This is a genomic window from Bacteroides sp. 1_1_30 (genome assembly GCF_020982715.1).
Classification (GTDB): domain Bacteria; phylum Bacteroidota; class Bacteroidia; order Bacteroidales; family Bacteroidaceae; genus Bacteroides; species Bacteroides xylanisolvens.
Genome location: NZ_JAJKHN010000099.1, coordinates 1 through 22,838 on the forward strand (window position 1 = coordinate 1; position 22,838 = coordinate 22,838).

Consider the following 22,838-nt stretch of genomic DNA (forward strand, 5'->3'; position numbering starts at 1 on the left):
TATACCATTCTTTATGTTTAGATTATGCAAACTGACAGTGTGAATTTAACATATCCACAGGGTTTTCGGACTGACCCTTCTAAAGTATAGGCGGTTGCAAATTGCAATACGAGGAATAAAAAAATCCCTTGAACTTTTGAAGTTCAAGGGATTTTTTTATTACCGAATCGATAGTGGTGCCACCAGGAATCGAACCGGGGACACAAGGATTTTCAGTCCTTTGCTCTACCAACTGAGCTATGGCACCTCGTGCTTGTTCGGTCCGGTAATATCTCTTTTGCGGTTGCAAAGGTAGTGAAACTTTTGGATTCTGCAAGCCTTATGGAAATAAAAAACACTGATAAAAAGTTAGTCGGCTAATTATCAGTGTTGTATAAGATGAAAATATTTCAGGTATGTGATGAAATCTATTGCTTATCTTCTTTTAATGGATTCCATCCCTGTGCTTTTAGTTCGAATTCTTGTCCATCACGGGTAATCAATGCACAGCCAAGTTCGGGTTTGGTAATATGTCCGATGAGACGAACTCCTTCCATTTGTGAAATTTTCTCATGATCGGCGATGGAAACAGTAAAGAGTAGTTCATAATCTTCTCCACCATTCAAGGCACAAGTCGTAAGATTCATGTTAAACTCTTCAGCCATAACAGCTGTCTGATAATCGATTGGGATGTGCTCCTCGTAAACGCGGCAACCAGCATTGCTTTGTTTGCAGATATGCATCAGTTCTGATGACAGGCCGTCGGAAATGTCCATCATAGAAGTAGGGACAATATTGGCGGCTGCCAATTTCTCAATGATATCTTTGCGCGCTTCCGGTTTCAATTGGCGTTCTAATAAATACTCTTTGCCGGAGAAATCCGGTTGGACATCTTTATCACCTTGCAATACGACTTTTTCACGTTCCAAAAGTTGTAAACCCATATAGGCTGCTCCCAAGTCGCCGCTGACGCAGATCAGGTCAGTGTCTTTGGCTCCATTACGGTAAACTACTTTATCCTTATCGGCATCGCCGATACAAGTAATGCTGATAGCAAGACCTGTCAGAGAAGAAGTGGTATCGCCTCCCACAATGTCGACATTGTATTGCTGGCAAGCCAGACGGATACCGGAATAAAGTTCGTCCATATCTTCCACGCTGAAACGCTTGGAAAGACCAAGAGATACCGTAATCTGCCGGGGAGTACCGTTCATGGCATAAATATCGGAGAAATTAACTACTGCTGATTTATATCCCAAATGCTTCAAGGGAACATAAGTCAGGTCAAAATGCACACCTTCCATAAGCAGGTCGGTTGTTACCAGTACTTGCTTTTCTGAAGGGTAGGAGAGAACGGCGGCATCGTCGCCCACTCCATATTTGCTGGATTCGTTTTCCAGTTTGATTCCCTCGGTGAGGCGGTCAATCAGACCAAACTCACCAAGAGATGCTATTTCAGTTCTCATAAATCGGGATGATTGTTTAGGCACGGTTGATAAGTTCACGCATGATCGTGGTCATTTTCGGTTGAGCAGCGTCAGCGGCTTTCTGAACTTCTTCGTGTGTTACTTCTACGATTTTTCCTTCTACTCCTAAGTCGGTAATGACGGAAATACCAAAAACTTTGATACCACAATGGTTGGCTACGATAACTTCCGGAACGGTAGACATACCAACTGCATCAGCACCAAGGATATGGAATAGTTTATATTCGGCAGGAGTTTCGAAAGTAGGACCTTGCGTACCAATATACACTCCGTGTTGTACTTTAATTCCTTTTTCTTTGGCAATCTCGTCAGCCTTACTAATCAGTTCCTTGCAGTATGCTTCGCTCATGTCCGGGAAGCGAGGTCCGTAAGGGATATTTTTTCCGCGAAGCGGGTGTTCGGGGAAATAGTTGATATGGTCAGTGATAATCATCAGGTCACCGATTTCGAAATCTGCATTTGTACCGCCACTGGCATTGGATACAAACAAGGTTTTGATACCTAATTCACGCATGACACGTACAGGGAAAGTTACTTCTTTCATCGAATAACCCTCGTAATAGTGGAAGCGTCCCTGCATAGCCATGATATCCTTATTGCCTAGTTTGCCGAAAATCAGCTTACCGCTATGACCTTCGACGGTAGATACCGGGAAGTTGGGGATATCCGAATACTTTATTTCATACTTCTCGGTGATTTCGTTTGCCAAACTGCCAAGCCCGGTGCCTAGTATAATAGCAGTTTCCGGACTGGTATGCATCTTACCTTTCAGATAAGCTGCGGTTTCTTGTATTTTCTCTAACATAGTCAATAATATGTTGGTTAAATTTATCTTGTTGATTTTGTAATATTTCAATTTCAATAGGCAAGGCGTAGATAAATGGTTTCAATTCCTTGTCCAAAGCCGGATGGTTAATCAGGCGTGTTGCATCTTTCTCGGTGGTAATAATCAACCGGTGTTCTCCTTTCAGTTTATGAAACCGTTCTTTGATAAGCTGTATATCCCGATGAGTGAAATTGTGGTGATCGTCAAACGATAGTAAATCTATTTGTTTGGTACAACCTTCCAGTCTTTCGAGAATAGGGGCAGGTGAGGCAATTCCCGTCATCAATAATATATCAGTGTTTGTCAGTGAGGACAAAGCAACCTCATGGTTTGTCGAAATTGCATTTGTGTCCGGAGACATGGTAGGGAACACTGGTTGCAGGTTACCATACCGGAACGATGAGAAGAATAACTGTTGATATGGATAAAGGCTCAGCCGTTTCGTGATAATGTTATAATCAATAGGCTTGATGTCTTGCGGGCATTTGGTGACAATAACGATTTGCGCCCGATTCTTGCCGCTAATTGGTTCACGAAGCCGTCCTGCGGGGAGCAAAGTGTCATCACAGAATAATCGGTGATAATCCGTTAACAGAATACTCAATCCCGGTTTGACGTATCGGTGCTGGAAAGCATCGTCCAATAGGATAACATCTATTGAAGGCTTTTGCAGTGCAAGCAACTTTTCTATGCCATGACAACGCTTTTCATCGACAGCTACTGTGACAGACGGGAATTTTTGATGCATCTGGTAAGGTTCGTCGCCAATGCTTCTTGCCGTACTTTCCGGAGTTGCCAATACATAACCTTTCGTGTGCCGTTTATATCCCCGGCTTAATACAGCTACCTTATATTGATTACAAAGAAACTTTATCAGATATTCAGTGTGTGGAGTTTTTCCTGTCCCTCCTACAGCGAGATTACCCACGCTGATAATAGGTATATCAAAACTCTTTGATTGAAGAACTTCCCAGTCAAAGAGTTTATTTCTCATCATTACCACTGCTCCGTAGAGCCAGGAGGCAGGGTAGAGCCACTTATGTATCTTGATAAAGTGTTCGTCCATGTATTACGGTTTATTTTATATTCAGTTCGAACGGAATACGTGCCTGAATCATAGATTGTTCTTGCAGATTTTTCAGTAAGCCGAATTGCTGGTAGTACTCGCCTAATTTACTTTTCAGTAATTGTGATTCTACATAATTCGTCGGTTTCGTATCAAGCAGGGAAGACAGGAAATCTTGTTTCTCAGGATAAGACACAACGGTATAGCCTTCGATACCGGCTTTTGCAACAGCAATGTCCAGTGCCTTGTCAATACCACCTAATTCGTCTACTAATCCCAGTTCTTTAGCAGTTTCCCCAGTCCATACACGGCCTTCAGCAATCTTCTCGATAGCTTCCTTCGTCATGTGACGTCCTTCGGCACAACGAGTTACAAAGGTATCATATCCTTCAGTTATCATCATTTGAAGCAATGATTTCTCATCCTCGTTAAACGGACGCATGATATTTCCGAAATCAGCGTATTTATTCGTTTTTACGACATCATAACTTAAACCGATTTTATCAGTCAATCCTTTCACATTAGGAATCATACCGAAGATTCCGATAGAACCGGTCAGGGTAGTAGGCTCTGCAACAATCGTATCGGCAACGCAAGAGATATAGTAACCTCCTGACGCAGCATAATCACCCATAGAGACAATGACCGGTTTTTTTGTTTTCAGCTCTTTCACAGCATGCCAGATTTGTTCCGAGGCGAAAGCACTTCCACCTGGAGAATTGACACGGAGTACAACAGCTTTCACATCATCATTATCTTTCAATTTGCGCAGGTCACGAATGACTTTCGAACCGACAATCCCGTCTTCGGAAGTTGCAGAGCTCGGATAGTCTGTAATCTCACCGGATGCATAATAAACAGCTACGATATTACCGCTTTTATCTTTCGGCACATTTTTCCTTACGTTCATCATGTCGCCCAATCCTAATATAGGAAGATTATCATCTTCATTGATCTCTACCAATTTCTTAAGATAATTACGCACATCATTGCGATAAATCAGAGTATCAGCCAATCCGCATTTTACACTCTCTTCTGCCGGATAGAACATGAGCATGCGATCAGCATAAACATTCAGTGAGTCTACAGAAATATTACGTGAAGTAGATACCCCTTCCGTAACCTGCCCCCAGATAGAAGTGATAAATGTGGTAACCTGTTCGCGGTTGGCAGGACTCATTTCCGTAGCAATAAACGGCTCTACGGCAGATTTGTAAGTTCCCACCTTGAACACCTGCATCTCAACTCCTATTTTTTGCAGCAGATCTTTGTAGAACAGGGGAGCAGAGGCGATACCCCGCCATTCAATCATTCCTTTGGGATTGAGCAACACCTTATTGGCTGCGCTGGAAAGATAATAAAGTCCCTGCGTATAGGAGTCTGCATAAGCAATAACGAATTTTCCACTTTCTTTGAAGTCGAGCAGTGCGTTGCGGATTTCCTGCAAAGAAGCATAGGAGGTGCCTAATGAGTTTGCCTGTAGATAAATCCCTTTAATATTTTCGTTTTCTTTAGCCTTCTGGATAGAAGAAAGAATATCGTCCAGTCCGTACGTGTTAGATCCGTCACCCAACAACTGTGATAAAATACCCAGCGGATCTTCTTGCGTACGTTCAACCAACGTTCCGTTTAAGTCGAGCATCATTACAGAATTCTTTTTTACGATTGTTTCCGTGTCCGAAGCAGACATGATGCCAAACAACGTTACCATGCTGATTATAAATAATACAATACTTGACAAAATGATACCTGTCACCGTGGCAAGTGTAAATTTCAAGAAATCTTTCATTATACTTATTGTTTTTTGCGCCAGCTTGTTATTAAGCTAACAAAGATAAATAATTGAGTTGATATTTATTCAATAAGTCGTACGAATTTTTGTTTTATCACAGCGAATCCACATAAATAGGAACTTCCTCCATTTAAGATTTAAGTATATTTGTCTGTATCAAATCCTTTTAAATGAGAAGAAATCTCTAATTTTGTGGCACAACTATTAATACATTGAATAATACTATCATGAAAAAACTCACATCTATCCTTTTATTGCTTTTGTTTGTATGGACGGTACAAGCGCAAACTGCTCGTGAAGAGATCCGTGCAAACCGGTATTTATCCGCTAATAATTATTATGCATATCCCACGCCTACTGCCAAGCAGACAGCTGCTCCTAAGGGGTACGAACCTTTTTATATCAGCACATATATGCGTCATGGTTCACGGTATTTGATTGATCCGAATGATTATCGTTTCCCCAAGCAAACTTTATTAAAAGCCGACTCTTTAAACAAACTTACTGCAACAGGTAAAAACACACTGGATATTGTTTTGCGCATGGCTGATATGGCGGAAGGTCGTCTTGGTGAACTGACTTCGGTGGGAGCACGCCAACACAGAGGAATTGCAAAGCGTATGTATACTAATTTCCCACAGATATTTGCGGATGGAACAGAAGTGGATGCCCGTTCCACAGTTGTCATCCGGTGTATATTATCCATGACATCCGAATGCCTCCAATTGCAGGCGATGAATCCTAATCTATGTATCAAGAATGATGCAAGTTACCATGATATGTATTACATGAATCCTCCTGCTAAGGATTTGAGTAAAATAGCTAGTTCCGATAAAGTGAAAAAGGTTCAGAAAGATTTTGAGGCTACCCATGTACGTCCGGAACGGTTGATGAAAACATTGTTTACAGACGAAGCGTATGTAAAAGCAAACGTTGATGAAGCGCGCCTGATGAGACGTCTTTTTGATTTGGCTTGTAATATGCAGAGTCATGATACAGATATGCAGCTATATTCTCTTTTCACGGATGAAGAGTGTTATGATCTATGGAGTTGTAACAACTTATATTGGTATCTGACACACGCTTGTTCTCCTGTAACGGATGGTTTGATGCCCTATCGGGAAGCCGACTTGTTGCGTAATATTTTAGATAGGGCAGATGCTGCTTTGAAAGAAGGTAAGAACCAGGCCACTTTAAGATTTGGTCATGAGTCTTGTCTGTTACCGTTAGTCGCTTTATTGGAACTGAATCATTATGGAGAATCTTACCCTGACGTAGAAAAGTTATCCGAACAATGGAGAGCGTATGATATTTTCCCGATGGCTAGTAACGTGCAATTCGTCTTTTTCCATAAAAAAGGAAGTAACGATGTATTGGTAAAAGTATTACTTAATGAAAAGGAAGCTAAACTACCGGTGAAAACAGACGTAGCTCCTTATTACCACTGGAAAGATGTAGAAAGCTACTATCGTGAAAAATTAGATAAATATCAGCATATATAATGCGACATTAACTTAACATTATTATATTTACCATGAGAAGAAAAACCCCTTTTATGGCTGCAACTCTGGCAGCAGGCTTGTTTTTTTATTCTTCTTGTACTCCGGCTGAAAAGACGGATACAAAAGATTATACTCAATACGTTAATACCTTTATCGGTGGCGCAGACAACGGGCATACATTTCCCGGCGCATGTTATCCTTTCGGTATGATACAGACCAGCCCTGTGACGGGAGCAGTTGGTTGGCGCTATTGTTCTGAATATGTTTATGAGGATTCCCTGATTTGGGGATTTACTCAAACACATCTGAATGGAACGGGATGTATGGATTTAGGTGATATTTTGGTGATGCCGGTCACTGGCACACGTGCCCGTGCGTGGGATGCTTATCGTAGTCATTTTTCTAAAGATAAAGAAGCGGCTACTCCGGGATATTACACCGCAGAGCTCTCTGATCCACAGGTAAAAGCAGAACTGACTGCCTCTATCCATGCTGCCCTTCACCGCTATACTTATCACAAGGCTGATTCTGCCTCTATATTGATTGACTTGCAACATGGCCCTGCATGGAGAGAAGAACAATATCATTCACAAGTCAACAGTTGTGAAGTGAACTGGGAAGATGCTCAAACACTGACAGGACATGTCAATAACACGGTATGGGTCAACCAGGATTATTTCTTTGTGATGAAATTCAACCGTCCGGTAGTCGATTCACTTTATCTTCCGATGGGCGAAACAGAAAAAGGAAAACGCATCATAGCCTCTTTTGACATGCAGCCGGGAGACGAGCTGATGATGAAAGTGGCTCTTTCCACCACCAGCATAGACGGGGCTAAAAAGAATCTGGAAGCAGAAATTCCTGCCTGGGATTTTGAAGGAGTGAGAACTGCCGCCCACAATGAATGGAATAACTATTTGAGCCGTATTGAAATAGAGGGTACCGATGATGAAAAGACAAATTTCTATACTTGTTTCTACCACGCATTGATTCAGCCTAATCAAATTTCGGACGTAGACGGTATGTATCGTAATGCTGCCGACTCTATAGTAAAGGCTGGAACGGGTGCTTTCTATTCTACGTTCTCTTTGTGGGATACTTACCGTGCCGCTCATCCGTTTTATACATTAGTGATTCCCGAACGTGTGGACGGTTTTGTGAATTCTCTCATCGAACAGGGTGAAGTGCAAGGCTTCCTGCCTATTTGGGGATTGTGGGGAAAAGAGAATTTCTGTATGATTGGTAATCACGGCGTATCAGTCATTGCCGAGGCTTATCGCAAAGGATTCCGTGGCTTTGACGCTGAACGTGCTTTCAATATAATAAAGAAGACGCAGACTGTATCTCATCCGTTGAAGTCTGATTGGGAGGTTTATACGAAATATGGTTATTTCCCGACAGATCTGATAAAAGCAGAATCTGTATCTTCCACTTTAGAATCTGTATATGATGATTATGCTGCTGCCGATATGGCACGTCGTATGGGTAAAGAGGAAGATGCCGCTTACTTCGCGAAACGTGCTGACTATTATAAGAATCTTTTCGATCCGGAGACGAAGTTCATGCGTCCGCGCAAAGCTGACGGAACTTGGAAAGCTCCGTTTAACCCAAGTGCGTTGGCACATTCTGAAAGTGTCGGTGGAGATTATACGGAAGGAAATGCATGGCAATATACTTGGCATGTACAACATGATGTTCCAGGATTAATCCAGTTGTTTGGGGGAGAAAAACCTTTCTTGAATAAATTAGACTCATTGTTTACGGTTAAGCTAGAAGGTGAAAGTTTAGCAGATGTTACTGGATTAATCGGGCAATATGCTCATGGAAATGAGCCAAGCCATCATGTTACTTATTTGTATGCACTGGCTGGTCGTCCGGAACGTACACAGGAATTGGTTCGTGAAATATTTGATACTCAATATAAAAACAAACCCGACGGACTTTGCGGAAATGATGATTGCGGACAGATGTCTGCTTGGTATATGCTTAGTGCGATGGGATTCTATCCGGTAGATCCGGTAAGTGCGGAATATGTATTCGGTGCTCCACAGTTGCCGAAGATGACTTTACATTTGGCTGATGGCAAGACTTTCACAATTATTGCGGAGAATTTGTCGAAAGAACATAAATATGTAGATAGTATTACATTGAATGGCGAACCATATACAAAGAAAACGATCTCGCATGAAGATATTGTAAAAGGTGGTACACTGGTGTATAAGATGAAGTAATAAATTCTCAAGCATTCTCACTGCGATGAGAAAAAATACTCATCGCGGTGAGAATTATCCCTTGTCAGAGCATACGGAAACGGCGTTTTACACAGACTGAAACTACCTTTATTGCATAGTCCTACTCACCTCTATACGTTGTTTTTCAAACTTCTCATTATTGGTGTTGCGATTACTAACCTCTTTACAGCGAATAGGTGCACTCATTTCAAGCAAGCGCAAAATCTCATTTAAAGATTCACCTTCAAAAGTCGCTTTATAGGAATACTTTCCTAGTTCGGCGTCTTTCAGAATAAATTCCACGTTATAAGTCTGTCCCAAACGCTTGAATACATATTCCAGCGGGTCATCTCTAAAAATGAGTATTCCATCTTTCCATGAGCACCATTTATAAGTATTGGTCTTATTGACGTTATATAGAGCAGTGCCTAGATTATAGTCAATCTTCTCTCCCGGTGAAAGGGAAATCGTCTTTTTCTGGTCAAGAGTAACTGTGACCTTTCCTTTTACTAACGTCACTGCTGCTACATGATCCGGAGCGTATGCGTTCACATTGAATGCAGTGCCGGTAGCTTCTACAGTCAGTTGTTTCGTTTTTACGATGAAGGGATGCTCTTTATCGGATTCTACTTCAAAATAGGCTTCACCCTGCATCGAAACAACTCTTTGCTTATCACTGAATTGAGTCGGATACTTTAACGAACTCCCGGCATTTAGCCAAACCTTAGAACCGTCAGGCAGATTAACTACCGACCAAGTGCCATAAGGAGTGAATAACTCCTGATAAGTCTCTGCAATTTGAGAAGCGGGTTTAAAATAAAGATAAGCAGATAATATCAGTAAAGGAAGAAGTAAGATAGCTGCCACTTGCTGCCAATAGTGTAGGAAGGACAACTTGGGACGAACGGAAACCGGCTGGTTTGGATGGAGAATCTTCTCCATTACTTTTCTGTGCGCATTGTCCACATCTATCTCTTCCGGATTAAAAGCCGGGTGACTGACTTCCCACACATTCTTTTGTGATAGAAAGCTCCTATAGTTTTCGGGAGTAGCCGATATCCAATCATCCAGTACCTTTATTTCTTCTGGTGTAGCCTCTTTCGAGAGATATCTGGAGATTATAATTTCTATGTCTGAATCTTTATTTATCATAATGCATTTTACCTTATATATAATAGACGTTTCAGAAAGAAAATCCCACATTCATTAGTGGAAAAGAAATAAAAAAAGTAGTAAATAAAAATCTTTTAATAAGATGCGGAGCTGCTTCAATGCTTTGCTGATACGTACTTCTACCGTTCTGACAGAGATATTCAGGCGATTGGCTATTTCCTGATATTTAATATTTTCTAATCGGCTCATCTCGAACACTTCTCTTTCTTGAGGAGGTAATTGTTCCAATGCATTTTTAAGTTGCCGGCATAAATCAGAATACAGTATGTAGTTTTCTGTCGTATCTATATCTATAGAATCCGATTTAAGTTCGTAAGCAATGTGTTCATCTATAATCCTGCGATGGCGTAATTCGTCCAGACAGTAATTCCTGACCGCTTTCAGTAAATATGATTTTAGTGAGTTCTCAATTACCAATGATTTCCGGTCATTCCATAGTTTGAGAAAGATGTTTTGCACAATATCTTCACAGGTAGATTTCTCCGGAATGTAAGTACCGCCAAACAATACCAAATCTTTATAATAAGCATGGAATAGTCGGGTAAAAGCCTGTTTATCATCCTGTTTTAGTGCTATTACCAGAAAACGGTCGTCGGAAGTCTGTTGTTGGATATTCGGCATAGTATTGTAGTAAAGGTTCTATTGTCGGGGGTAAAAATAGAAAGATTATTTGGGATAAACGATAGTTTGAAGAAAAAATAGTGCAGATGAAAAAATAATGCGATATCCAATGTGGCTTTTATTTTTAGAAACGTCTTATTGATAGAAACGAGAGAAAAACACATTTATTAACCTTTAAATAATACAAGCCATGAGAAAGACATAATCAGTGAATTCAGCTTCCGACAACTGATAAAAAAAGGAAGGTCTGACTCACCTTCCTTTCCAAAGATTCAGTTATTCGTTAATCAACTTATTTGTAGAACCAATAACCAAACATGTAAAGGTATGAAACTTATTTCAATTAGAAAAATGAAAAAGAGAATTAATGTACCTGCGAATGTAAAAATGGGGAGAATCTGTGCTATATGGTTGTTTTGTATAGCTTTGCAAGCTATCAGTATACCTATCCTGGCACAATCCGCCAAAATTACATTGCGACTGAAAAATGTGACTGTAGAGGAGGTCTTGACTAGTATCGAAAATCAGACAGAATATCGTTTCTTATACAACAAAGACATTGTTGATGTAAGTCGTATAGTAAGCATTACTGTGAAAAATGAACGGATGACTCTGGTACTGGATAAACTTTTTAAAGGCGAAGGAGTATCTTATACGATTGAAAAACGTCAGATTGTATTAAACAAAGTTTCATCTCAACCACAGGATAACAAACAGCCGGTCAAAGTGACCGGAAAGGTAGTGGACGAATCCGGAGAGGTTCTTCCGGGAGTGACTGTGATGATAGAAGGGGCTACTCAAGGAACCATTACCGGTATAGATGGCAATTACCAGTTGCAAGTTCCGGAAGGCTCGACACTGAAATTTACTTCAATAGGTTACACTACATATACGCAGAAAATTACCCGACCGATGACGTTGAATGTGACGATGAAAGAAGATTCGAAACAGTTGGATGAAGTTGTTGTGGTAGGGTATGGAACGACCACCCGTAAGAATCTGACAACTTCCATTGCAACGGTAAAAACGGAAAAAATATCGCGAGCCGCAACAAGTAATATGTCACAGATGTTGCTTGGGCGGGCTGCCGGACTGGAAGCTACGTTGACAAGCCCGCAACCGGGTGGAGCAGTTGACCTTTCAATTCGTGGGGCAGGTACTCCTATCTTTATAGTGGATGGCGTAATGATGCCTTCCACTTCTTTAGAGGTTGGAAACGGAAATCAGGTTATGCCCAACTCTATCAATCGTTCGGGATTGGCCGGACTTAATCCTGCCGATATTGAATCTATTGAAGTGTTAAAGGATGCATCTGCTTCTATTTATGGAATTGGTGCAGCTAATGGTGTCGTATTAATCACTACAAAGAAAGGTACTGAAACTCGTCCCCAAATCACTTATGAAGGAAATTATTCTATCGTGAAAAACTATCCGTATCTGGAACCTTTGAGTGGGGAAGAATATATGAATGTTGCCAACATTTTCAATAAAGAAAACTATTTATTTACGAATGGTATGTATCCTTACGGTGATAAACCTTTTGATAATAAATGGGTACCTCAATTCTCACCTCAACAGATAGCTGCCGCTCAAACAACAGACTGGCTGGATTGTGTATTAAAGGATGGTAGCATCAATAATCATAATATCACAATTACGGGTGGTTCTAAATTGCTGAAATATTATCTGTCCGGAAATTATTACAAACAGGAAGGTACGGTAGAAAACTCCGCTATGGAACGTTATGCTCTTCGGACAAACATTTCTTCACAATTGCTTCCATTTCTTAAGTTGACAGCAATTGTCAATGTAAATGAAAATGAATATACAAATTCAACTTCCGGTGGCGGAGGTGGTGGAAATGGATACGATGCCATACAATCAGCATTGACTTATCCTTCTTATTTACCAATCAGAGGTGAGGACGGAAAACCTACCTTATATTCAAATTACCCTAACCCGGCCGAAATGATAAAAGTTAGTGACCGGACTAAAACAAGCGGTTATTATCTAAACTTTGCTGCCGATGTAGATATAATCAAGGATATGTTGTCCTTCCGTTTGATGTATGGCATTAATAAGGAGAATGCTAATCGTAATCTGTATATTCCTTCTGATATATATTTTATGGACATGTATAAATCAAGAGGGCATTTGGGATATGTTGAACGTAGAAACCAAACCATGGAAGGCACGTTGACTTTCAAAAAGCAGTTTGGAGATTTGTTACGTGTCGATGCCGTAGTCGGTATGGGAAGATATACGAACGATTCAAATGGACTTGAACTTGACTACGAACAGATTAACGATCACATTGCTGCTGATAAGGTGGAAGCTGCGGAAGGCGCTTTCTACCCGACTTCTTTCAGAGCAGCCGATGAACGTCGTTCTCAATTTGCCAGGGCAAGTGTGGATGTACTCGACAGATATGTAGTTGCCGCTACTATTCGCCGCGATGGAACGGATAAATTTTTCCCGGGAAAGAAATATGCCTATTTCCCTTCAGTATCATTGGCCTGGAAATTATCTAACGAGCCGTTTATGAAGCATATATCATGGATTGACCAGTTGAAGATTCGTGGTAGTTATGGACAGACAGGTAATGATAATCTGGGTAGTTCGCTTTATGGCACTTTCAGTCTGGCAGCCCAATATATCAAGTTCTCTAACAATTCAGTGACTTATGTGCCTTATTTGCTTAGCGGTCCTGATTACCCGAATGTTACCTGGGAAAAGACTACCATGAAAAATATAGGTATAGACTTTTCAGTCTTGAAAGATAGAATCTGGGGAAGTTTTGATATGTTCCGCAATGATGTAACCAACTTGCTGGGATATGACTCTGCCTCTCCGCTTAGTATGACATCTTCCGTCCCGATGAATTATGGACATTATGTACGTTACGGATGGGATGCGACTATCAACTCACTAAACTTTGAAATCCCCCGTGTGTTTAAGTGGACCTCACAATTGACCTTATCACATCATAATGCCGTTTGGAAAGAACGGATGCCCAACTATTATTATGAAGAATATCGAATCCGCAAGAACGAACCGGTGAATGCTTATTATTACTATGAAACGGAAGGCGTTATCAACATAGATAAAAGCAATATGCCCGAATCGCAGAAATCTTTGCCGGCAGATGCGCAACAGCCCGGTTATCCGATTATTAAGGATGCAAATGGGGATAATAAAATAACGATTGATGATGTAAAGATGCGGAATACACTTCCAAAAATTCACATAGGCTTTGGAAATACATTTGTATACAAAGATTTTGATCTGGATGTATTTATGTATGGACAATTCGGACGTACACGCTATAACTATGCATATCGTTGGGCACTTGTCGGAGATGTGTATTACACGAGTCCCAAGAATTCAAACAAATATGTATATACTATCTGGAATTCCCAAACCAATCAGAATGGAAACCGGCGTGGTATTGCTTCAACAAAGGCTGTCGCTTTACCTGGTAACGTAGGCTTTGAGGAAGATTATCAGAATGCTTCGTTCGTACGTGTCAGGAATATCACTTTAGGATACAACCTTTCAGGAAAGAAGCTGGGAAGAGTGGGTGATTATGTGAGTTCTATCAGAGTTTTTATCGACTGTCAGAATCCGTTTACTTTTACCAAGTTTGTAGGTGTCGATCCTGAAATAAAGACAGGTGGCGACGGCTCCAAAGCGGAGTATCCGATGACGAGAACATACTCCTTCGGAGCAAAAATATGTTTCTAAGAAAACCTATAACGAAAGAAAAGATTGAAAATATGAATAAGAATAAATTATTTAAGGTGTTTGTCATGATTGCATTTATCATGTGCAGTTGTGAGGATAATTTTGATCCCAAGATGTATGGCACGTTGAATGTTTCTAATTATCCGGTGACTGAAGCCGAATACGAATCATTTATGATGACCTGCTATATGCCTTTTACGACAACATGGACCTATTGGATCGGTGCCGGAACAAGTGGTAATCAGCACGGTTGGTATATCCCTGCTGGAGGTGTACTGAAGTTCTTTGATTATCCGACAGATGAGGTGGCTGTGTGGAATAATGGTTGGGGAGGCGGATATTATTTCCTTTCTAAAGCCGATTTTAGTCAGTGTGTTTATTATACAAGCGGTACGTTAAGTGATGAAAGGCCGAACCACTTTCCGAAAGTAAGTGAGATTTCCTACTTCACCAATGTGATTGGAACATTGGAGAAAGCTTCTACCGAAGTGGTTTCCGAAGGGCGTAAAAGGGAGTTTATAGCTGAAGCCCGTCTTTGCCGTGGATTGATGATGTATTATTTATTGCATGTATATGGACCTGTTCCTTTGATTGTCGATCCGGACGATCTGATTAATCCTTCAAAACTGGAAAATCTGGTGCGTCCGACATTGCAGCAAATGACGGAGTGGATTATGGCTGATTTTGATTATGCTTATCAGTATATTGCAGATACGCAGCCGGAACAGGGACGTTACAATAAAGACTATGCACGTGTATGCATCATGCGGCATTGCCTGAATGAAGGCTATTATATGTCCGGTTATTATCAGAAAGCGATTGATATGTATAACGAGTTGAAGGGACGGTATAGTCTTTTCAAGAAAGGGGACAATCCTTATATCGAGCAATTTAAAAATGCCAATAACTTTAATTCGGAAGTGATTATGGCTGTCAGCTGTGATGAAACGGCGGACGGTACGAATAAGTCCGGCAACTTTAACCCGCTGATGATGCTTGCTACTCCCGATAATGCAGCCAGAGTGGACGATCAGGGAAATCCGACTCCTTTCTATCTGCAAGGGCAGGGATGGGGACAAACTTTCAACGTGTCTCCGAAATTTTGGGATACGTATGATCCTTCGGACAAACGTCGTGAAGTGATTCTGACCAAATATTATACGACTGCAGGAACCTGGATTGACCGGAATACTACTACATGGGACGGGTTTATCATTAATAAATTCCCGGTGGAAACAGCTACGGCTTTTCAGGGGACTGATATACCGTTAGCTCGTTGGGCAGATGTATTACTCATGTATGCGGAAGCCGAAGTACGTAAAAACAATGCGGCTCCGTCCGCTGACGCTATTGCTGCGGTCAATGAGGTGCGTAAGCGTGCCGGACTGGGAGATCTTCCATCATCGGCAACAGCGAATGCAGAAGCTTTCCTGGATGCTTTACTTACGGAAAGAGGACATGAAATGTTGTATGAAGGGATGCGTAAAATAGATCTCATCCGTTTTAATCAGTATGCGCAGCGTACAGCGAAGATCAAAGGAGTGGCTCCTACACATCAATATGTGCCTATTCCTAATTATGCGGTTCAACAAGCTTCGGAATCTTATGGAAAAGTGTTGGTACAGACATTTGAACGTGAGGGATGGAAAGCGGATCTTGCGGCAGCTCGTAATTAATGTCATCATTCATTATTGTTAAACTAGAGATCTTAAGAAAAATGAAAAAGATATACGTATTATTCATGTCGTCGTTATTGCTCCTTTCGTGTGCAAAAGATGATGTTAGTAAGCCAAGTGAATGGCCGGAATGGCCTACACCTTCAAAACCTAAAATAGAAAATGCCGTATTGCGGGGAGTGAATGGTGAAACGGTTGTGGCGGCTGGTGATAAAGTGAAGTTCACTGCACAAGTAAGTGATGAATATAATGATTTGGTTTCATTTCAATTATTAGTGACAATGGATGGAGCCGAAATCTTGAATTTGTCTAAAGGCTTGAGCGGACGTTCTGCGGTTATTGAAGAGGAAGCTACTTTACCTTTTGTTGCCGGTTTCCAGAATGGACGTCCTGTGGTGACTATAAAAGCTGTAAACGATTTAGGTGGCAATGAATCGACTCTGACTTTGGATGAGGCCGCAAGTGTGGCGGTGACCCGTCCGGAAACACCTTCCCAATTATACCTCGTTGATGATTTGGGAAATGTGTATGAAATGGACAAGGAGAGTCAGAATGAAACGGATTATAGTTTCCGGACGAGTGCGGCGGATTTGGCAGGGATTGGCGACCATTTTAAAGTTGCCGAAAAGATAATAAATAATAAACCTGATTATTCCGGTTTGGTATGGGGATATTCAGACGATAAGATCGCGATTGTGACTGATGATGCAGCTACTTCGATTCCGACTCCTAAGGTAGGGAGTTATACATTGGAGAATATCACTTTTGATATGTTGAGCTTCCTGGCTGATAAGACTCTGACATACAGCATTGATATTGATAAGTCCCGCTTCTTTGATGTGGGAGGAGGGTATGTCCAGTTGGATGTTCAGTTGGTGGAAAGCGCCAAGATTAATTTTATAGGTTTTGGTAGTGATGTCACCAATATGCTCCGGCCGGAATTTTTTAAAGATGTTTCAGGGAGCAAAGCAAAATTCGATGGTCCGTCGGTACTTTATAACTTGAAATATAATACATCAAATGGTTTCATGTATATGGAACGCCCACGGGATGTTTTTTATCCGGAGGTGATGTATATTGTCGGTACTGGAGTTGGATTTCCACGCGAACCTTATGTGGCTACGCTTGCTTGGGACTTCGCATATCCTCACCAATGGTTCTTCTTTAAGAAGGTAGGGGCAAGTGCCTTTGAAGCAGTTGTGTATATTGATCAGACTATGGGATTTAAGTTCTTTAGAGGATATGGTTGGGCGCAAGAGGAGGATACGAAGAATCTGTATACGGTTGAGCCTGCTAACTTGATAACAAGAAGTGCTCCCGGCGATCTGATTCCCGGTCCTGATTTTAAAGCTGGACTTTATACGATACATATTGATAAAGCCAGTGAAGTGATACGATTGACTCCTTATAATTAAGAAGGGATCAAGATTAATAGTCTTTAATTTAATATTCAATAGAATTATGTATATATCAATGAAAACATATAGTAAGAAGTTACTGGTCGCATTCTTTTTTTCGATGTTGCCAATGGTATTGATGTCTTGTTCGATGGATCCGGAGAAAGCTTCTTTCTCAATTTCTGGGAATTTGGAGAAGTTACAGATCGGTAATGACGGTTTTACGGAGGTTTATTCGATAAAGTCTAATACGGAATGGAAATTTGTAAACGAGACGGATCAGTCTTGGGTTACCATCTCACCGGCCAAAGGGAGTGGAAACGGAACTGTGACAATTACTGCAAATGCAAATACAGGAACCGGACGTACGGCTGTATTCCGCGTAGTACCTAATGGAGTAAAGACACAAGAAATTGAGATCATTCAGGGTAATTCTTATATCCCTACAACTGATGGAGAATTCCCGATTATAGCATGGACCGGAGTGGAAGCAGACAAGTCGCTGGAGAAATTTCCGGTGATGAAAGCATCCGGCATTAATATTTATCTGGGATGGTATGATGATTTGGAGACAACATTGAAGGCGCTTGACGCCGCACAGAAGACCGGAGTGAAAATGATAACTTCTTGTAAGGACCTCTTATCTGTCGGTACTGCCGAAGAGGTCGTAAAAGCGATGATGAATCATCCGGCTTTGTATGCCTACCATTTGAAGGATGAACCGGAAGTGAATGATTTGCCGGGTTTGGGTGAATTGGTGAAGAAAATTAAAACCATCGACAGCCATCATCCTTGTTATATCAACTTGTACCCCAATTGGGCATGGGGGAAAGAACTTTATTCTGAAAATGTAAACTCGTTTATAGAACAAGTTCCTGTTCCGTTTATTTCGTTTGACAATTATCCTATTGTCTCTATAAATGGTGCTCCAAGCATTATTCGTCCGGACTGGTATCGAAATTTGGAAGAAATATCGGCTGCTGCTAAAGAGAGTAATAAGCCGTTCTGGGCATTTGCACTTGCACTTTCTCATAAGCTTGATGAAACTCATTTTTATAAGATACCGACATTGCCCGAGTTGAGATTACAAGTTTTCAGTGACTTGGCTTATGGTGCGCAGGCAATCCAGTATTTTACCTATCGCGGACTTCAACATGACGAACCGACTGAAGTGTATGATTTGGTCAAGACAGTTAATCAGGAAGTACAGCAACTTGCGGGTATATTCTTGGGAGCACAGGTTATTTCAGTATCTCACACCGGAAGTGAAATACCTGAAGGTACGAAGGCTTTGGGAAGTCTGCCGACTCCTATAAAATCATTGACTACGAGTGATACAGGTGCTGTTGTCTCTGTCCTGGAGAAAGGTGGTAATCAATATCTTGTGGTAGTAAATAGAGATTTTCGTAATGTGATGAACCTGTCTATCGATGTGGATAGTTCTGTTAGCAGAGTGTTGAAAAATGGTTCAACGACTACTCCGGACGGCTCTACGATAGCAGTCGAACCGGGTGATATGGTAATATTTACGTGGAGAAAATAAAAAGATTTTTAATTTGATAAAGTAAAACGATTATATGAAAAAGATATTACTTTCCTTTTTTATTGGTGTTATGTTGATTGCCTGCAACCAGAAAACTGTCTCTGTTCGTGAGGTCTGGACGAAAGAGCAGGCTAATGAGTGGTATAAACAATGGGGATGGCTTCGTGGATGCGATTTTATTCCGAGCACGGCAATCAACCAAATGGAGATGTGGCAGGCAGATACTTTTGATCCGGTGACTATTGATCGTGAACTGGGTTGGGCGGAAGAAATAGGCATGAACTGTATGCGCGTATATTTGCATCACCTGGTTTGGGAAACAGATAAGGAAGGCTTTAAGAAACGTATCAATGAATACCTTACTATTGCCGACAAGCATCATATCTCTACCATCTTCGTCTTCCTGGATGATTGTTGGAATCCTGTATATCAGGCTGGCAAACAGCCGGAACCACAGCCGGGAGTACACAATTCGGGATGGGCACGTGACCCGGGTGATCTGTATTATAAAGGCGATACGGCAGTGATACTTCCGGTATTGGAAAGCTATGTGAAAGATATCCTGACTACCTTTAAGGATGATAAGAGAATCGTATTATGGGACTTATATAATGAACCCGGAGGTTCGGGAGGATATAGATACGGTGAAAGAAGTTTGCCGTTATTGCAGAAGATATTTACGTGGGGACGAACGGTGAATCCGTCACAACCTCTGTCGGCCGGAGTTTGGGATATGAGCCTGACTAATCTGAATAAGTTCCAATTGGAAAATTCGGATGTGATAACATACCACACGTATGAAGGCGTGAATTCGCATCAGCAACTCATTGATACATTGAAGCAATACGGTCGCCCGATGATTTGTACAGAATATATGGCACGTACTCAAAATAGTACTTTCCAGGATATTATGCCAATGCTGAAGAGAGAAAATATCGGTGCAATCAACTGGGGACTTGTAGCTGGAAAAACAAATACGATCTTTGCATGGGACACTCCATTGCCTGATGTTGTTGAACCTCCATTGTGGTTCCACGATATATTCCGTAGTGATGGAACCCCTTATTCGACAGAAGAAGTGGAATGTATTCGTTCATTAACTAAATAATTCCCTTATGATAACTATGAGGAATATATGGATAATGATGTTGGGGATATGCCTGTTTGGTTGCGGGGCTGGTAAACAGCCCCCTTCCTCACAGCTATCCTTAACATGGAAACTGGAAAAAGATAGTGTGGAAGCCAGATATTTTAAGAATACATTCTGTCTGACGAATAATGGGAATAAATCCTTGACTAATAATTGGGTGATCTATTTTAATCAGACACCTATTTATTATCAGCAACCTATTAATGCACCGCTGGAAATTGAATGTTTGGGTTCGACTTACTATAAAATGTACCCCACTGAACACTACCAGGCATTGCCACCGGGTGAAACAATCACTTTTACCATATTGAGTGAAGGAAATGTGATTAATGTGTCCTCGGTTCCTGAAGGGGCTTATATGGTAACTACCGATGAAAAAGGAAAACCGTTACAACCGCAAAATGTCCCCATCGAGATCGAGCTTTTTAAGCCCGATACCCAATGGGTTAGCTCGAGGAACAGCTTTCCCTATGCAGATGGAAATTATTTCTATAAGCAGAATGATGATTTTAGCAAACCGGTAGATTGTGATATGCTTTCTCTTTTTCCTGCTCCTAAAAAAGTGGAAAAGACGGGCGGTGTTTTTTCTTTCTCTCAAAAAGTCTGTCTGAAGTTTGATGATGCGTTTAAAGAGGAAGCTCTTTTATTGAAAAGTCAATTGACTTCATTATTAAGATGCAGCGTTTCCGATAAGGATGAAGAAACAATCATTGAATTGAAGAAAATGGAGGTTCCTATTACCTGTCAATATCCCGATGAATATTACGAAATCGTGATAAAGAATAACCGGTTGACTTTGAAAGCTAGTGATACACATGGCATATTTAATGCTTGTCAAACATTGCTTGCCTTATTAGATAACATGGAACTAACTTCTTCTCCGATACCTAATCTTCATATAACCGATTATCCGGACATGGGGCATCGGGGAATTATGTTGGACGTAGCCCGCAACTTTACAAAGAAAGCGGACCTGCTGAAACTGATCGATATATTATCATTCTATAAGATGAATGTACTGCATTTGCATTTGAGTGACGATGAGGCCTGGCGTGTGGAAATACCCGGATTGGAGGAATTGACAGAAATAGCTTCTCGCAGAGGACATACCATAGATGAACAGACATGTCTTTATCCTGCGTATGCCTGGGGATGGAATGAGACAGATACTACTTCATTGGCCAATGGATATTATTCTCGCAGTGACTTCATGGATATTCTGAAATATGCGAAAGAAAGGCATATCAGAGTTATTCCCGAAATAGACATTCCCGGACATTCCCGGGCAGCGATTAAAGCCATGAATGCCCGTTATCAGAAATATATAGATACAGACCAATCGAAAGCGGAAGAATATCTTTTGACTGACTTTGCAGATACTTCCCAATATCTGTCGGCACAAAATTTCACAGACAATGTGATTAATGTTGCCATGCCTTCCACTTATCATTTTCTTGAAAAAGTGATTGACGAAATCGTGCAGATGTATCAGGATGCAGGAGTAGAACTGACTGCTTTCCATGTGGGTGGAGATGAAGTACCAGAAGGTATTTGGGAAGGTTCTTCTATCTGCCGCACTTTTATGCAAGAGAACGGACTGACTAAGATACGGGATCTGAAGGATTATTTTCTGGAACAAATATTGGAAATGCTGGACAAACGTAACATACAGGCAGTCGGATGGCAGGACATTGTTATGAATCCTGATAATACCGTTAACGAACATTTCAGAAACAGTAAGGTATTAAATTATTGCTGGAACACCATTCCGGAGCAGGGTGGGGATGAAGTACCGTATAAGCTAGCTAATGCGGGCTACCCGATTATACTCTGTAATGTGGGTAACTTCTATTTGGATATGGCCTATTGCTATCATGTGGAGGAACCGGGATTGCGTTGGGGCGGTTATGTGGATGAATATGTGACGTTTGATATGTTGCCTTTTGATATTTATAAGTCTTTACGACGGAATTTGAAAGGTGAACCTGTTGATGTGAAAGCAGCTTCAAACGGAAAACAACCCTTGACAAAGGAAGGTTATCAGAATATCAAAGGTCTATCCGGACAAATATGGTCGGAAACAATCCGTAGTTTTGAACAGGTAGAATATTATCTTTTCCCAAAAGTCTTCGGATTGGCAGAACGTGCTTGGAATGTTCAACCATCGTGGGCATTATCTCCGGACGGCAAAGTATATATGGATGCCAAACGGAAATACAATGCCGGTATTATAGATTATGAGTTGCCACGTTTGGCAAAGCGAGGAATAAATTTCCGGGTGTCTCCTCCCGGTATTATGACAAGGGATGGATTACTACTGGCTAATACTGCCATCCCCAATGCGGTAATCCGGTACACAACCGATGGAAGTGAGCCTACGGAAAGTTCCATAGAATGGCAAACTCCGGTAGTATGCAATGCTCCACTGATAAAAGCAAAGTCTTTTTATCTAGGAAAAGAGAGTGTAACTACCGTATTGTTTAATAGATGATATATAAATAAAAAGCTATTTTAATAATGTTAGAATAGCTTTTTATTTATGCATTTATGAAATTTTACATATTAAGGGGCTGCTGAAATTCTAGCTCTTCTTTACAATATTCAACAAATCTGTCTCTTATACACATCTCCGAGCCCACGAGACCATGGCT

Annotated in this window: 14 protein-coding genes and 1 tRNA gene; 8 read left to right on the forward strand and 7 right to left on the reverse strand. The window is 41.1% G+C overall.

Going from position 1 to position 22,838, the window contains the following annotated elements:
• Positions 1 to 174: 174 nt before the first annotated feature.
• The 5 genes from LPH68_RS22040 to sppA all read right to left on the reverse strand — a co-directional run bounded on the left by LPH68_RS22040 (position 175) and on the right by sppA (position 5,147).
• Positions 175 to 247, reverse strand: a tRNA-Phe gene (locus tag LPH68_RS22040).
• A gap of 160 nt (positions 248 to 407) precedes the next feature.
• Positions 408 to 1,445, reverse strand: a complete 1,038-nt coding sequence (gene thiL, locus LPH68_RS22045) for a thiamine-phosphate kinase (protein WP_004298938.1) — start codon at positions 1,443 to 1,445, stop codon at positions 408 to 410.
• Between the two features lie 16 nt (positions 1,446 to 1,461).
• Complete coding sequence (locus LPH68_RS22050; protein ID WP_004298940.1) at positions 1,462 to 2,271, reverse strand: purine-nucleoside phosphorylase; 810 nt, start codon at positions 2,269 to 2,271, stop codon at positions 1,462 to 1,464.
• Positions 2,228 to 3,358, reverse strand: a complete 1,131-nt coding sequence (lpxK, locus tag LPH68_RS22055; RefSeq protein WP_004310620.1) for a tetraacyldisaccharide 4'-kinase — start codon at positions 3,356 to 3,358, stop codon at positions 2,228 to 2,230. Before lpxK ends, LPH68_RS22050 begins: the two co-directional genes overlap by 44 nt.
• A gap of 10 nt (positions 3,359 to 3,368) precedes the next feature.
• Positions 3,369 to 5,147, reverse strand: coding sequence for a signal peptide peptidase SppA (sppA, locus tag LPH68_RS22060; RefSeq protein WP_087318835.1), 1,779 nt, complete (start codon positions 5,145 to 5,147; stop codon positions 3,369 to 3,371).
• 230 nt (positions 5,148 to 5,377) lie between these two features.
• On the opposite strand from sppA, the gene LPH68_RS22065 reads away from it, so the two are divergent.
• A complete protein-coding gene (locus tag LPH68_RS22065) occupies positions 5,378 to 6,652 on the forward strand; it encodes a histidine-type phosphatase (protein ID WP_087318836.1) in 1,275 nt (424 codons plus the stop codon).
• Positions 6,653 to 6,684: 32 nt separating this feature from the next.
• A complete protein-coding gene (locus LPH68_RS22070) occupies positions 6,685 to 8,883 on the forward strand; it encodes a GH92 family glycosyl hydrolase (RefSeq protein WP_192923118.1) in 2,199 nt (732 codons plus the stop codon).
• A 108-nt stretch (positions 8,884 to 8,991) separates the two neighbouring features.
• On the opposite strand, the gene LPH68_RS22075 is transcribed toward LPH68_RS22070, so the two are convergent.
• Together LPH68_RS22075 and LPH68_RS22080 are read right to left on the reverse strand one after the other, a co-directional pair.
• A complete protein-coding gene (locus LPH68_RS22075; RefSeq protein ID WP_151923751.1) occupies positions 8,992 to 10,035 on the reverse strand; it encodes a FecR family protein in 1,044 nt (347 codons plus the stop codon).
• A gap of 54 nt (positions 10,036 to 10,089) precedes the next feature.
• Positions 10,090 to 10,677 (reverse strand): RNA polymerase sigma-70 factor, encoded by a 588-nt coding sequence (locus LPH68_RS22080; RefSeq protein ID WP_004310625.1) that lies wholly within the window; start codon positions 10,675 to 10,677, stop codon positions 10,090 to 10,092.
• A 327-nt stretch (positions 10,678 to 11,004) separates the two neighbouring features.
• On the opposite strand from LPH68_RS22080, the gene LPH68_RS22085 reads away from it, so the two are divergent.
• The 6 genes from LPH68_RS22085 to LPH68_RS22110 are packed head-to-tail and all read left to right on the forward strand — an operon-like array spanning position 11,005 to position 22,678.
• Entirely contained in the window at positions 11,005 to 14,421 is a 3,417-nt protein-coding gene (locus LPH68_RS22085; protein WP_151923750.1) for a SusC/RagA family TonB-linked outer membrane protein, read from the forward strand.
• A 32-nt stretch (positions 14,422 to 14,453) separates the two neighbouring features.
• A complete protein-coding gene (locus LPH68_RS22090; protein WP_008026671.1) occupies positions 14,454 to 16,097 on the forward strand; it encodes a RagB/SusD family nutrient uptake outer membrane protein in 1,644 nt (547 codons plus the stop codon).
• On the forward strand, positions 16,097 to 17,512 hold the full coding sequence (locus LPH68_RS22095; RefSeq protein ID WP_061448176.1) for a DUF5125 domain-containing protein: 1,416 nt from the start codon (positions 16,097 to 16,099) through the stop codon (positions 17,510 to 17,512). The genes LPH68_RS22090 and LPH68_RS22095 overlap by 1 nt, the downstream gene beginning before the upstream one ends.
• A 46-nt stretch (positions 17,513 to 17,558) precedes the next feature.
• Positions 17,559 to 19,037, forward strand: a complete 1,479-nt coding sequence (locus tag LPH68_RS22100; RefSeq protein WP_151923747.1) for a BACON domain-containing protein — start codon at positions 17,559 to 17,561, stop codon at positions 19,035 to 19,037.
• 34 nt (positions 19,038 to 19,071) lie between these two features.
• Positions 19,072 to 20,145, forward strand: coding sequence for a cellulase family glycosylhydrolase (locus LPH68_RS22105; RefSeq protein ID WP_015531699.1), 1,074 nt, complete (start codon positions 19,072 to 19,074; stop codon positions 20,143 to 20,145).
• A gap of 7 nt (positions 20,146 to 20,152) precedes the next feature.
• Positions 20,153 to 22,678: a family 20 glycosylhydrolase gene (locus LPH68_RS22110; RefSeq protein ID WP_151923746.1), complete on the forward strand. Its 2,526-nt coding sequence runs from the start codon at positions 20,153 to 20,155 to the stop codon at positions 22,676 to 22,678.
• Positions 22,679 to 22,838 lie beyond the last annotated feature (160 nt).